The organism is Rothia santali, from assembly GCF_024199905.1.
Lineage (GTDB): Bacteria > Actinomycetota > Actinomycetes > Actinomycetales > Micrococcaceae > Rothia > Rothia santali.
In genome coordinates, this window is record NZ_JANAFB010000010.1 from 41,795 (window position 1) to 53,778 (window position 11,984).

10 protein-coding genes and 1 pseudogene are annotated in these 11,984 nt (G+C 72.4%); 9 read left to right on the forward strand and 2 right to left on the reverse strand.

Features of this window, described 5'->3' with window-relative positions:
• Positions 1 to 14: 14 nt before the first annotated feature.
• The gene (murJ, locus tag NBM05_RS05730; protein WP_254165773.1) at positions 15 to 1,661 is read right to left on the reverse strand and encodes a murein biosynthesis integral membrane protein MurJ; all 1,647 of its coding nucleotides are present in this window, start codon (positions 1,659 to 1,661) and stop codon (positions 15 to 17) included.
• 62 nt (positions 1,662 to 1,723) lie between these two features.
• Entirely contained in the window at positions 1,724 to 2,224 is a 501-nt protein-coding gene (locus tag NBM05_RS05735; RefSeq protein ID WP_254165774.1) for an NUDIX domain-containing protein, read from the reverse strand.
• Positions 2,225 to 2,360: 136 nt separating this feature from the next.
• Between NBM05_RS05735 and NBM05_RS05740 the strand changes: the two genes are divergently transcribed.
• The 9 genes and pseudogenes from NBM05_RS05740 (at position 2,361) to NBM05_RS05785 (ending at position 11,961) form a co-directional block, all read left to right on the forward strand.
• Positions 2,361 to 3,773 (forward strand): CCA tRNA nucleotidyltransferase, encoded by a 1,413-nt coding sequence (locus tag NBM05_RS05740; RefSeq protein ID WP_254165775.1) that lies wholly within the window; start codon positions 2,361 to 2,363, stop codon positions 3,771 to 3,773.
• 101 nt (positions 3,774 to 3,874) lie between these two features.
• The gene (locus NBM05_RS05745; protein ID WP_254165776.1) at positions 3,875 to 4,789 is read left to right on the forward strand and encodes a cell division protein FtsQ/DivIB; all 915 of its coding nucleotides are present in this window, start codon (positions 3,875 to 3,877) and stop codon (positions 4,787 to 4,789) included.
• 313 nt (positions 4,790 to 5,102) lie between these two features.
• Complete coding sequence (gene ftsZ, locus NBM05_RS05750) at positions 5,103 to 6,329, forward strand: cell division protein FtsZ (protein WP_254165777.1); 1,227 nt, start codon at positions 5,103 to 5,105, stop codon at positions 6,327 to 6,329.
• A 206-nt stretch (positions 6,330 to 6,535) separates the two neighbouring features.
• Positions 6,536 to 8,125, forward strand: coding sequence for a YggS family pyridoxal phosphate-dependent enzyme (locus tag NBM05_RS15620; RefSeq protein ID WP_309248123.1), 1,590 nt, complete (start codon positions 6,536 to 6,538; stop codon positions 8,123 to 8,125).
• Between the two features lie 132 nt (positions 8,126 to 8,257).
• Positions 8,258 to 8,890, forward strand: a complete 633-nt coding sequence (locus tag NBM05_RS05765) for a cell division protein SepF (protein WP_254165779.1) — start codon at positions 8,258 to 8,260, stop codon at positions 8,888 to 8,890.
• Between the two features lie 31 nt (positions 8,891 to 8,921).
• Positions 8,922 to 9,224 (forward strand): YggT family protein, encoded by a 303-nt coding sequence (locus tag NBM05_RS05770; protein ID WP_254165780.1) that lies wholly within the window; start codon positions 8,922 to 8,924, stop codon positions 9,222 to 9,224.
• Between the two features lie 157 nt (positions 9,225 to 9,381).
• Positions 9,382 to 10,065: a DivIVA domain-containing protein gene (locus NBM05_RS15380; RefSeq protein ID WP_302183728.1), complete on the forward strand. Its 684-nt coding sequence runs from the start codon at positions 9,382 to 9,384 to the stop codon at positions 10,063 to 10,065.
• Positions 10,066 to 10,433: 368 nt separating this feature from the next.
• Positions 10,434 to 11,002: pseudogene (locus NBM05_RS15860) on the forward strand (signal peptidase II).
• On the forward strand, positions 10,999 to 11,961 hold the full coding sequence (locus NBM05_RS05785; protein WP_254165781.1) for an RluA family pseudouridine synthase: 963 nt from the start codon (positions 10,999 to 11,001) through the stop codon (positions 11,959 to 11,961). Before NBM05_RS15860 ends, NBM05_RS05785 begins: the two are co-directional and overlap by 4 nt.
• Positions 11,962 to 11,984 lie beyond the last annotated feature (23 nt).

The window sequence follows — 11,984 nt, forward strand, 5'->3', positions numbered from 1 at the left end:
GCGCGTACCTCCGGTTAGCGTCCCACACGCGCTCTGATCGGGGCCATCAGGCCGTCCAGCTCGCGGACCCTCAGGAGCTTCAGGGCGCCCAGGTAGACGATCCCCATGACGGCGAGGCCCAGGAGGGAGAACAGCATCCCGCTGAGCGGGCTCCGCCACGGGAAGCCATCGATCGAGTAGCCCCCAGTCAGCTGGAGGAGCACGTATCCGGCCAAGCCGGCGACGACCGCCGCGAGGGAGACCCGGAGGTGGGTCTTGACGATGTGCGCGACGTCGTAGTCCCCGAGCCACCGCTTCAGGGCCCGGTGGTAGAGCGCGGCGGAGAATATGTTCATGAACACATATAGGCCGGCCACGTAGAAGGTGGTGTACTGCGGCGGGACCACGGCCAGGACCAGGGCGCCGAGCGCGATGGTGATGATCGCGGAGATGACCTGCACCACCAGCGGCGTCCGGGCGTCCTCCGAGGCGTAGAACATCCGCCCCATCATGAACGCGATGGTCAGGAACGGCCCGCCCAGCGCGATCACGGTGACGAGCTGGCCCATGACCGCGCCGGCCCCCTGCTCGCCGCCGCTGAACATCATGCCCACCGGCCCGGCGTAGACGATGAGGGCGACGGCGCAGAAGATCGTGGCCACCGAGGCCACCCGCAGTCCCTGCGACAGCGAGGCGACCATCCCGCCGTGGTCCCGCTCCCCGGCCGAGTGCGCCATGCGGTTGAACAGCACGGTCGCGATGGACAGCCCGATCACCCCGTGGGGCAGCTGGTACAGCATGGTCGAGTACTCGAGCAGCGCGGGGCCGGCCACCGCCTGGCCCGTGGCCTCCACGACCGCCTCGCGCGCGCCGGTCGCCGAGGAGGCGACCTTGGTCAGGAACAGGAAGGAGAGGTTGGCGATGATGCCGGTGGCGAGCGTCCAGCTGGCGATCCGCGCCGCCGTCGAGAGCCCGATCCCGCGCCAGCCCACCTTGACGCCCAGCCCCAGCCGGAGCCGCTTGAGGGGGATGAACAGGATGAGCGCCTGCGCCGCGACGCCGACCGTAGCCATCCCCGCGAGCCAGAAGGTCTGCGCGCCGGTCCAGTTGCCGAGCGAGTGGTCGGCGGTGGCGTTGCTGCCGAACATCCAGATGAAGACCAGCAGCGCCGCGATGGCGACGACGTTGTTCAATGCCGGCGCCCACATATACGCCCCGAAGGCCCCGCGCGCGTTGAGGATCTGCCCCACGACCGTGTACAGCCCGTAGAAGAACAGCTGCGGGAAGCACCAGAGGGCGAAGGTGACGCCGAAGTCGATCTGGTCCTGCGTCCACCCGGTCGAGACGAGCGTGATGATCGGCCGGGCGAGGAGCACGACGACGGTGGTGAGCACGGCCAGGCCGATCACGGCGAGCGAGAGGAGCCGCGAGATGTAGTCGGCCCCGCCGTCGGGGTTCTTGGCGGCCTTGATGATCTGCGGCACCAGCACCGCGTTGAAGACGCCGCCGGCCACGAGCACGTAGATGAGGTTGGGCAGCTGGTTGGCCAGCTGGAAGATGTCACCGGTGGTCTGCGCGCCGATCGCGGTGGCGATCAGGAGCGCCTTGACGAACCCCAGGACCCGGGAGACCAGGGTCCCCGCGGCCATGATGGCGCTCGAGCGCGCACCGGTTGCTGCCATGTCGTATATGCCCTATCCGTGATGAACCGTGGTCTTACCCGCTGGGCACGGGTCATCCCATCCTAGATCTGATGGATGATGTACTCCCGGGCGATGTCCGCGATCCGGCGCTCGTTGGGGAAGGAGAGCTTGCGCCCCAGGTCGTCGATGTTGACCCACGCGACGTCGATGGCCTCGTGGTCCGGGTCCTTCTCGGTGGTGAGGTAGCCGCCGGTGGCCTCGAGCAGGAAGTGGTGCACCGTCTTGTGCACGCGGTGGCCGGAGACCGTGAACCAGTAGTCGATCGACCCCAGCGGGGCGAGCATCCGGCCCTCGATGCCGGTCTCCTCCTCGATCTCCCGGCACGCGGCCTCGTCGTGCCCCTCCTCGCCCTCGGGGTGGCCCTTGGGCAGGCACCACTCGAGCCGCCCGCCGCGATTGATGCGGGCGATGATGGCCACGGGGTGCCCGGGGGTCTCCAGGTCGACGACGATGCCCCCGGCAGAGACTTCTTCCACCGTGGGCAGAGGGGAAGCGGGAGTGAACGCCCGCTTCTTCGGTGCCCTGGGTACTGGAAAAGTCATACCGTCCATTTTACAGAGTTCGCCTGCCGGACGCGTTCGCCGGGCCGCCGGGGCGTCGTCGGCCGCGCGCGCCGTCGCCCGGCAGCCCGGGCCCGGCCCCTCGCCCCGGGGCGTTTTCTGGCACGATTGGACGATCATGGTTAACCTCTTCGACAGCTCTGCGATCCACCCCGCCGCCCTCGAGCTCGGCCGTCTCTTCGAGTCCGCCGGCTTCGAGCTCTCCCTCGTGGGCGGGCCGGTGCGGGACCTCTTCCTCGGCTCGCAGGCGCTGGACCTGGACTTCACCACCAACGCGACGCCGGACGAGACGCTGCGCGTGGCCCGCGGCTGGGCGGACGCGCACTGGGAGATCGGCCGCGACTTCGGCACGATCGGCCTGCGCAAGGGCGACGCCATGATCGAGGTGACCACCTACCGCGCCGAGGCCTACGATCCGGACTCGCGCAAGCCCACGGTCGCCTTCGGCCGCCGGCTCGAGGACGACCTCTACCGGCGCGACTTCACCATCAACTCGATGGCGCTGCGCCTGCCCTCCCTCGAGCTGGTGGACCCCTACGGCGGCATCAGCGACCTCTCCTCCGGCGTCCTCAAGACCCCCGGCCTGCCCCAGGACTCCTTCTCCGACGACCCGCTGCGGATGATGCGCGCGGCCCGCTTCGCCGCCCGCCTGGACATCGACCCCGCCCACGAGGTGGTCCTGGCGATGAAGGAGATGGCCGGGCGCATCGAGATCATCTCGGCCGAGCGGGTGCGGGACGAGCTGGTGAAGCTGATCAACGGGAAGAACCCGCGGCGCGGCGTCGACCTCATGGTGGACACCGGGCTCGCGGACCGGGTGCTGCCCGAGATCCCCGCCCTGAAGATGGAGATCGATGAGCACCACCGCCACAAGGACGTCTACCAGCACTCGCTCACGGTGCTCATGCAGGCCGCGGACCTGGAGACCGACGCCGAGGGCCCCGTCCCCGGCCCCGACTTCACCCTGCGCTTCGCGGCCCTGATGCACGACGTCGGCAAGCCCGCCACCCGCCGCGTGGAGAAGGGGGGAGCGGTCAGCTTCCGCCACCACGACGTCGTCGGCGCCAAGCAGGTCAAGAAGCGGATGCGGGAGCTGCGCTTTGACAACGAGACGATCAGGAACGTCGCGCGGCTGGTCGAGCTGCACATGCGCTTCTACGGCTACGGCGAGGCGGGGTGGACCGACTCCGCGGTGCGCCGCTACGTCCGCGACGCCGGGGACCAGCTGGAGCGCCTGCACCGCCTGACCCGCTCCGACGTGACCACGCGCAACAAGCGCAAGGCCCAGCGCCTCGAGTTCGCCTACGACGACCTGGAGCACCGCATCGAGGAGCTCTCCGCGCAGGAGGAGCTGGACGCCATCCGCCCCGAGCTGGACGGCCGGGAGATCATGGAGATCCTGGGGATCCCCCCGGGCCCCGAGGTGGGGGAGGCGTACTCCCACCTGCTCAACCTCCGCCTGGACGAGGGCGCCCTGGGGCACGACGCCGCCGTGGAGCGCCTGCGGGCGTGGTGGGCCGAGCGGGGCTGACGGGGGAGTTCCCGCAGGATCCAGGAACGGTTTCCCGGGGGTCCAGGAACGGTTGGTAGCGTCGTGGGGAGAACCCTTCCCCTCCCACGATCGAGGTATTCGTGTCCGAGACCGGAGACAGCAGAGACGCCCGCACCCCGGCAGAGACGCCGGGCGGCCCGCCGCCGGATGGCCCGCCCGCAGAGCCCGGGCCCGCGGAGTCTCAGCCCGCGGCGTCCCCCGCCGCCGGGCGCGTAACCCCGTGGTCGACGTCGTCCGCCCCCTCCGACGACTCCGCGGACGTCCTGGACTTCCCGCGGCGCGGCGCCGAGGAGCGGCGCGTCCGGCGACCCCTGCGCTGGCTGGTCGGCGTGCTCGTCGCGCTGGCCGCGGTGGGGGCCTTCGCCGCGGTGGTCTTCTACTCCCCGCTCCTGGCCGTCCGCGAGATCACCGTGGAGGGCACCGACCGGCTCGACGCGGGTGAGATCAGCGAGGCGCTCCAGCCCCTGGAGGGCGTGCCCCTGACGCGCGTGGACGACGCCACCGTGCGGGACCTGGTCGGCGAGAACATCCTGGTGCGGGACGTGCGGGCCGAGGCGCATCCGCCGCACGAGCTCGTCGTCGAGGTGACGGAGCGCGTCCCGGTCGCCACCGTGCAGGAGGGCGACCAGTACGTCCTGGTGGACGCGGACGGCGTGGCCGTCGGCGCGGTGGGCTCCGCGGAGGAGGCGGGCGTGCCGCTGGTCGACGGCGGCCTCGACGCGGTCGGCGGCGAGGGGTTCGGCGAGCTGGTGCGGGTGCTCCAGGCCCTGCCGCAGTCGCTGCTGGAGCAGATGCAGAAGGCCGAGGCCGTCTCCGACTCCGAGCTGCGCCTGCAGATGCGCAACGGCTCGACCGTCGTGTGGGGCACCGCCGAGGACAGCGAGTTCAAGGCGGAGGTGCTGCTGAGCCTGACCCGAGCGCTGGGCCAGCAGGGCGCGGGGCTGACCTACGACGTCTCCAGTCCCGAGTACCCCGTGACGCGGGGCGCCGGCTGAGCGACGCGTGCCCTCGGCCCGGCGAGGCATGTCCTCGGCTGTACGACGCGTGCCCCCGCAGGCGCCTCACCCCCGACCGGGTTCAATCTCGACTTGAAGTTCAGGTGTGACGTGGGTGAATGCGACCCGGCGCGTAATTGACAGGAAAATCTTAGGTGCGACACCCACTTTTGATGCCCCAGCATTTTCGGACTTGATAGTCTGTATCAGGTATTGAAAGACGCCGTCCCCCCAGCATCTGACGCGGAACTTTGACCTTGAAGTCGAAGTTGAAGGATGTGGTCGGCGGCTCCACGCGCTAATCGAGGAACTCATGGACGTTACTACTCCCCAGAACTACCTGGCCGTCATCAAGGTCGTCGGCATCGGCGGCGGCGGCGTCAACGCTGTCAACCGGATGATCGAGGTCGGGCTCCGCGGCGTTGAATTCATCGCCATCAACACCGACGCCCAGGCGCTGCTGATGTCGGATGCCGACGTCAAGCTCGACGTCGGCCGCGAGATGACCCGGGGCCTCGGCGCCGGCGCCAACCCCGAGGTCGGCCGCCAGGCGGCCGAGGACCACGAGGAGGAGATCCAGGAGGTCCTCAAGGGCGCCGACATGGTCTTCGTGACCGCCGGCGAGGGCGGCGGCACCGGCACCGGCGGCGCGCCCGTCGTGGCCCGCATCGCCCGCTCGCTCGGCGCGCTGACCATCGGCGTCGTGACCCGTCCCTTCACCTTCGAGGGCCGCCGCCGCTCCAACCAGGCCGAGACCGGCATCGAGGCGCTGCGCGACGAGGTCGACACCCTCATCGTCATCCCCAACGACCGCCTGCTCTCGATCTCGGACCGCAACGTCTCGATGCTCGACGCGTTCAAGTCGGCGGACCAGGTCCTGCTCTCGGGCGTCCAGGGCATCACCGACCTGATCACCACCCCGGGCCTGATCAACCTCGACTTCGCCGATGTCAAGTCGGTCATGCAGGGCGCCGGCTCGGCGCTCATGGGCATCGGCTCGGCGCAGGGCGAGGACCGGGCCGTCAAGGCCGCGGAGCTCGCGATCGCCTCGCCGCTGCTCGAGGCCTCGATCGACGGCGCTCACGGCGTGCTGCTGTCCATCCAGGGCGGCTCCGACCTCGGCCTCTTCGAGATCAACGAGGCGGCCCGCCTGGTCCAGGAGGTCGCGCACCCCGACGCCAACATCATCTTCGGCGCCGTGATCGACGACGCCCTGGGCGACGAGGCGCGGGTCACCGTGATCGCGGCCGGCTTCGACTCCCTGAACCCGGAGACCAACAGCAGCAACGGCCACCAGGCCGCGCAGCAGGCGGCTCGTCAGCAGCAGTCCTTCGGTGGCGGGTCCAAGCAGCCGGCGCAGGCGGCGAGCGCCCCGCAGCGCGGCGGTTCCTACGCCGGTGCGAGCCAGTGGCAGGACCACTCCGACGTCCCGGCCAACGCCGGCTTCGACGTCGACCTGCCCCCGGCCGTCGAGCCCCAGGAGGAGTCGGTCGGCTCCTCCCGCAAGGACTCGCTGGACGTGCCCGACTTCCTGAAGTAGGCGACAGGCGCCCCGGCCGCCGGCCGGGGCGCCACGAGGCCCGTCTCGTCCCCGGTCGACCCGGTCGCCGCCAGCGCGGTGGGCGGGGTCGATCCCGGGGGACGGGGCATCCGAGGGCGGGGCGGTCGAGGACCGCCCCGCCCTCGTCGTACCGAGATGCCCCGCGACGACGGCGGGGCTCCACTCACGCGAGAGGAGCAGGCGAGATGGCCGAGTCATCGACCGGGGCGCCCGAGGGGGCCCCGCCGCGGACCGTCATCGCGCGCGCCGACCTCCCCGAGGGGGTGAGCCTCGCCTTCACGGGGACCGGGGCCGGCAACCTCGGCCTGCACGTCGGCGACGACCCGGCCGGCGTCCAGCGCAACCGCACCTCCCTCGAGGCGCACCTGGGGATCCCGGAGCGGGAGACGCTGTTCCTGGAGCAGGTGCACGGCGTCGCGGTCGTCCGCGCCGAGGGGCAGCCGCGGCGCCCGCTCGGGGCGGCGGCGGAGCGTGCCGCGGCGCCCCTCGCGGACGCGGCCGTGACCGCCGCGGGCCGGCCGCTGGCCGTCCTGACCGCCGACTGCCTGCCCGTCGTCCTCACCACCGGCTCGCCCGAGGTCTACGGCGTCGCCCACGCCGGCCGGCGGGGGCTGCTGGACGGGGTGCTCGAGGAGGCCGTGGAGGCCCTGCGCGCGCTCGGCGCGGCGGAGGTGACCGCGTGGATCGGGCCGGCCGTGTGCGGCGCCTGCTACGAGGTGCCGGAGGAGATGGCGGCGGAGGCCGGCCGCCTCTCGCCCGGCATCGCGTCCCGGACCTCGTGGGGGACCCCCTCGCTGGACCTGCGCGCCGCCGCCGAGGCGCGGCTGCGGGCGGTGGGAGTCGCGGTCGCGCCCGGCGCGGCACCGTGCACGGCCGAGGACCCCGGACTGTACTCCCACCGGCGGGACCCCGGCTCCGGCCGCATCGCCGGCGTCGTCTGGCACCGCGCCCCGCCCCGAACCACGAGAGGACCGACGCCCATGGATGAGCTGCGCTGCGAGCCGTTCCGCGCCCGCGAGCTGACGCAGGCCTATCGACGGATCGAGGGCGAGGTGGCCGCCGAGGCGGCTCGCGTGGACCCTCAGATCAGGCCGGCCGACCTCGGCGTCGAGCTCCTGCCGGTGACCAAGTTCTTCCCCGCCTCGGACGTCGCCGCCCTGTACGACGCCGGCGTCCGCGTCGCGGGGGAGAACCGCGACCAGGAGGCCTCCGCGAAGGCGGCCCGCCTGGCGGCGTCGGGCCGCCCGGACCTGCGCTGGCACTACATCGGGCAGCTGCAGACGAACAAGGCGAAGTCGGTGGTCTCCTACGCGACCAGCATCCACTCCGTGGACCGCCGCTCCCTCGTGGACGCGCTGGCCAAGGCGTACCGGCGCCGCATCGAGGCCTTCGAGGCGGGCGAGGCGCCGGCCCCTCCGGCGCACGCGCACGGCGGCCTCGAGTGCCTCCTCCAGGTGAACCTCGAGGAGGGGGCCGAGGGCCGCGGGGGCGCCGCACCGGGCGAGCTCGCGCAGCTGGCCGACGCCGTCGAGGCGGCGGAGGGGCTGCGGCTGGGCGGGCTCATGGCGGTCGCGCCCCTGGGGGCCGAGCCCGGGCCGAGCTTCGAGCGCCTCTGGGAGCTCAGCCAGCGGCTGCGCGAGGACCACCCGCGGGCCCGCCACATCTCGGCGGGGATGAGCGGAGACTGGGCCGAGGCGATAGGATGGGGGTCCACGAGGGTCAGGCTCGGCAGCTCCATCATGGGCCCCCGCCCCGCGGGTCCCGGCGGCGCCTGAGCGTTGCCTGGGAGGGGCGTGTTGCCCCGCGGAAACCGGCGCCCGCCCGGCGATAATTGATCGAAACGCGACGGCGCCCGGTGGCGACCCCACCGGCTCCCGTCGCCACGAACGTCTTCGAGGAGTCTGAACATGGCCGGAACTCTGCGGCAGGCGATGGTCTTCCTGGGCCTCGCCGACGACGGGTACGAGCAGCAGCCCGCACCCCAGAAGCGCCGGGCCGAGCCGGAGCCCGCGGCCGAGGAGGACTACGAGCCCGCCGACCTGCCGGTCGACGAGGAGCCCGCCTACGAGCCGGCCCCGGCCCGGACCTCCCGCCGCGCGAGCCGCCAGCAGGAGAGCCCGGCGCCCGTGCTCGAGACCGTCGTGGAGCCGGAGGAGGACGACGCCCCGCCCCCGGCCGAGCGGACCGAGCACCGGGCCCCCGTGACACCCATCAAACGTGCCGAGGCACAGAGCGAAAGCGACAACGAATTGCGACGCATCACCACCATCCACCCGCGCTCCTACAAGGACGCCAAGGTGATCGGCGAGTCCTTCCGGGACAACATCCCCGTGATCATGAACGTGACGGACATGGACGTCTCCGAGGCCAAGCGGCTGATCGACTTCTCCTCGGGCCTCACCTTCGCCCTCAACGGCAGCATCGAGCGGGTCACCGAGCAGGTCTTCCTCCTCACCCCGGCCAACCTCGAGGTCCTGGAGAACGAGGTCGCGGACGCCGGCTACGAGCACGAGGACGTCCCCGTCTTCAACCAGCGATAGCCCGTTCCCCGCCCACCCGAGTAGGTATCCCGTGGTCTCCATCCTCGCCCTGGTCAACTTCGTCCTGTACCTGATGCTGCTGGTCCTCATGTTCCGGCTGGTGCTGGACTGGGTGCAGAGCTTCGCCCGCTCCTGGCGCCCGCGGGGCCTGGTGCTGGTCTTCGCCTCCACCGTCTACTCGGTGACCGACCCGCCGATGCGGGCGCTGCGGCGGATCATCCCCCCGCTGAACCTGGGCGGGATCCGGCTGGACATGGGATTCCTGATCCTGGTCCTTGCCATCGGCCTCCTGCGGGCCATCGTGGGCGGCGCGATGTACTCCGCCGCGATGTGAGTCCGACCCGGGGCGTGACGCGCGCCGGGTCGACCCGCGTGAAGAACCCGGACCGTCCCGGCGGCGCGCGTTAGGATGAGGGACGGGCCGGTTACTGACCGGTTCCCGGCGCACACCGGGACTCCGGGCCCCATTCCTAGACACTGAGGTGACATCCATGGCATTGACTCCCGAGCAGGTCATCAACAAGACCTTCCAGCCGACCAAGTTCCGCGAGGGCTACGACCAGGAAGAGGTGGACCTCTTCCTCGACGAGGTCGTCGCGGAGCTGCGACGCCTCCACGCGGAGAACGACGACCTGCGCCAGCAGCTGGGCGAGGCCGGCGTCTCCAGTCCGGCGATCGGCGCCGAGGACGACGTCGTCGTCACGGACCCCATGCCCTCGACCGGCGAGACGGTCGAGGCCGACGAGGTCGAGTCGGATGCGGTCGCCGGGGAGGCCCCCGTCGAGCGCGAGTCCGACGAGCTGCCCCCGCTCGGGGAGCCGGCCGAGGAGCGGCACGCGCCGGAGTCGGCCGCCGCGCCGACCTCCTCCTCCGAGTCCGCCGCGGCCGTGATCGCCATGGCCCAGCGCCTGCACGACGAGTACGTGGCCCAGGGCGAGGCCGAGCGCCAGCGCCTCATCGACGAGGGCCAGGCCGCGGCCGACACCCTCGTCACGGACGCGGAGACCCGCCGCGACGACGTCCTCTCCAGCCTCGAGGAGTCGAAGGCGGGCCTCGAGTCCGACGTCGAGTCCCTCCGCGGCTTCGAGGCCGCCTACCGCTCGGGGCTGCGCAGCTACCTCCAGGATCGCCTCGAGGACCTCGAGAGCGGCCCGTCGCTCGAGCCGGTGTCCTGACCCTCGGGTTGGATCCCTCCGGGGCCTGCGGCGCAGCGTCCCCGGGCACCCGCGGCCCGGGGCGCCGGACGCCCCGGGCCGCATCAGCCCCGGACGCCGTCCGGGTCCCGGGGCGGGCCGCCTCGGGCCCGGACGGCGTCGTCGCCGCGGCCCCGCGGCGTCGTCACCGTTCAGACCAGGAGCACTGAAGACCCGTGAGCACCCAGCCCGCCGAGCGCCCCGAGGGCGCCGGGACCCCGTCCCGCCGGGACCGCCGACGCCGCCCGCTCACGGGAGCGCGGCTGCTCAGGGCGCGCCTGCTGGCGCTTTCGCTGCTGGCCGTGGGCTACGGCGCCGACCAGCTGACCAAGTGGTGGGTCGAGACCGGGATGCGCGAGGGCCAGTCGATCACGGTTATCGATGGCCTGCTGTGGTGGCGGTTCATCCGCAACCCCGGGGCGGCGTTCTCGATGGGGAGTCGCACACCTGGATCTTCACCATCGTCATGGCGGTGGTCGCGGTCGTCGTGGTGGCGGTGCTGCCGCGGGCGCGGAACCTCTGGTGGCTGCTCGCGCTGGGCGGGCTGCTGGCCGGCGTCCTGGGCAACCTGACCGATCGGCTGTTCCGGCTGCCGGGCTTCGGCGTCGGGCACGTGGTCGACTTCATCTCCGTGCCCCGCTTCGCCATCTTCAACATCGCCGACTCGTTCATCTGCGTCTGCATCGCGGGCATCGCGCTGCTGACGCTGAGGGACGTACCGCTCGGCGAGCCGCGCCGCGGCGCCGAGGAGGCGCGGGAGACCAGCGGATCCGGTTCCGAGGAGGCGCGGGAGACCAGCGGAACCGGCTCCGACGACGGGCGGAACACCAGCGGACCCGGCGCCGAGGGCGCGCGGGACGCCGGCGCCCGGCACGCCGGAACCGCACGAGACATCGAGGAAGAGGGTGACCGCGCGTGAGCGAGACGATTGACCGGGAAGAGGCCTGGACCGTGGGCCCCGAGGAGGAGGGCGTCCGGCTCGACGCCGCGATCGCCGAGCGCACCGGGGCCTCGCGCTCCGCGGCCGCCGCGTGGTGCGGCGAGGGGCGGGTGGGCGTCGAGCAGGCCGGCAGGCCGGTGCGCCCGGCTAAGTCCCTGCGCCTGCCGGAGGGCGCCCGCGTGACGGTCTCGGTGCCCCCGCCCGGTGCCTCCGTGCGCGTGATCGCGGAGACGGTGGACGGGTTCTCCATCCTGCACGAGGACGCGGACATCGTGGTCGTGGACAAGCCCGCCGGCGTCGCCGCGCACCCGAGCCCGGGCTGGCACGGGCCCACCGTCGTCGGGGCGCTGGCGGCCGCGGGCGTGGCGATCAGCACCTCGGGCGCGGCCGAGCGCCGCGGCGTCGTCCACCGGCTCGACGTCGGGACCTCCGGGCTCATGGTCGTGGCCAAGCGGGAGTCCTCGTACTCGGCGCTCAAGCGCGCGTTCAAGGAGCGGACGGTCGAGAAGGTCTACCACACGATGGTCCAGGGCATCCCGGACCCGCTCCGGGGCACCATCGACGCCCCGATCGGCCGCCACCCCGGCCACGAGTGGCGCTTCGCCGTGGTCGAGGACGGCCGGGACTCGGTGACCCACTACGAGGTCCTCGAGGCGTTCGGCCCCGCGGCCCTGGCCGAGGTGCACCTCGAGACCGGGCGCACCCACCAGATCCGCGTCCACTTCTCGGCGCTGCACCACCCGTGCTGCGGCGACCTCACCTACGGCGCCGACCCGCGGCTGTCCGCGCGGCTGGGCCTCACCCGCCAGTGGCTGCACGCGCGGCGGCTCGGATTCCAGCATCCCGGCACGGGCTCGGACGTCGAGTTCGTCAGCGAGTACCCCGCCGACCTGCGCTTCGCCCTCGAGTCCATGCGCTCAGGGGACGCCCTCGGCTGAGGCTCCGGCCCGGTCCCGCCGGC

What these genes read in the sequence shown, in the direction of transcription:
- murJ (WP_254165773.1), bottom strand. Translation starts at nt 1,661, where the DNA reads ATGGCAGCAACCGGTGCGCGCTCGAGCGCCATCATGGCCGCGGGGACC.
- NBM05_RS05740 (WP_254165775.1), top strand. Translation starts at nt 2,361, where the DNA reads ATGGTTAACCTCTTCGACAGCTCTGCGATCCACCCCGCCGCCCTCGAG.
- ftsZ (WP_254165777.1), top strand. Translation starts at nt 5,103, where the DNA reads ATGGACGTTACTACTCCCCAGAACTACCTGGCCGTCATCAAGGTCGTC.
- NBM05_RS15380 (WP_302183728.1), top strand. Translation starts at nt 9,382, where the DNA reads ATGGCATTGACTCCCGAGCAGGTCATCAACAAGACCTTCCAGCCGACC.
- NBM05_RS15620 (WP_309248123.1), top strand. Translation starts at nt 6,536, where the DNA reads ATGGCCGAGTCATCGACCGGGGCGCCCGAGGGGGCCCCGCCGCGGACC.
- NBM05_RS05765 (WP_254165779.1), top strand. Translation starts at nt 8,258, where the DNA reads ATGGCCGGAACTCTGCGGCAGGCGATGGTCTTCCTGGGCCTCGCCGAC.
- NBM05_RS05735 (WP_254165774.1), bottom strand. Translation starts at nt 2,224, where the DNA reads ATGACTTTTCCAGTACCCAGGGCACCGAAGAAGCGGGCGTTCACTCCC.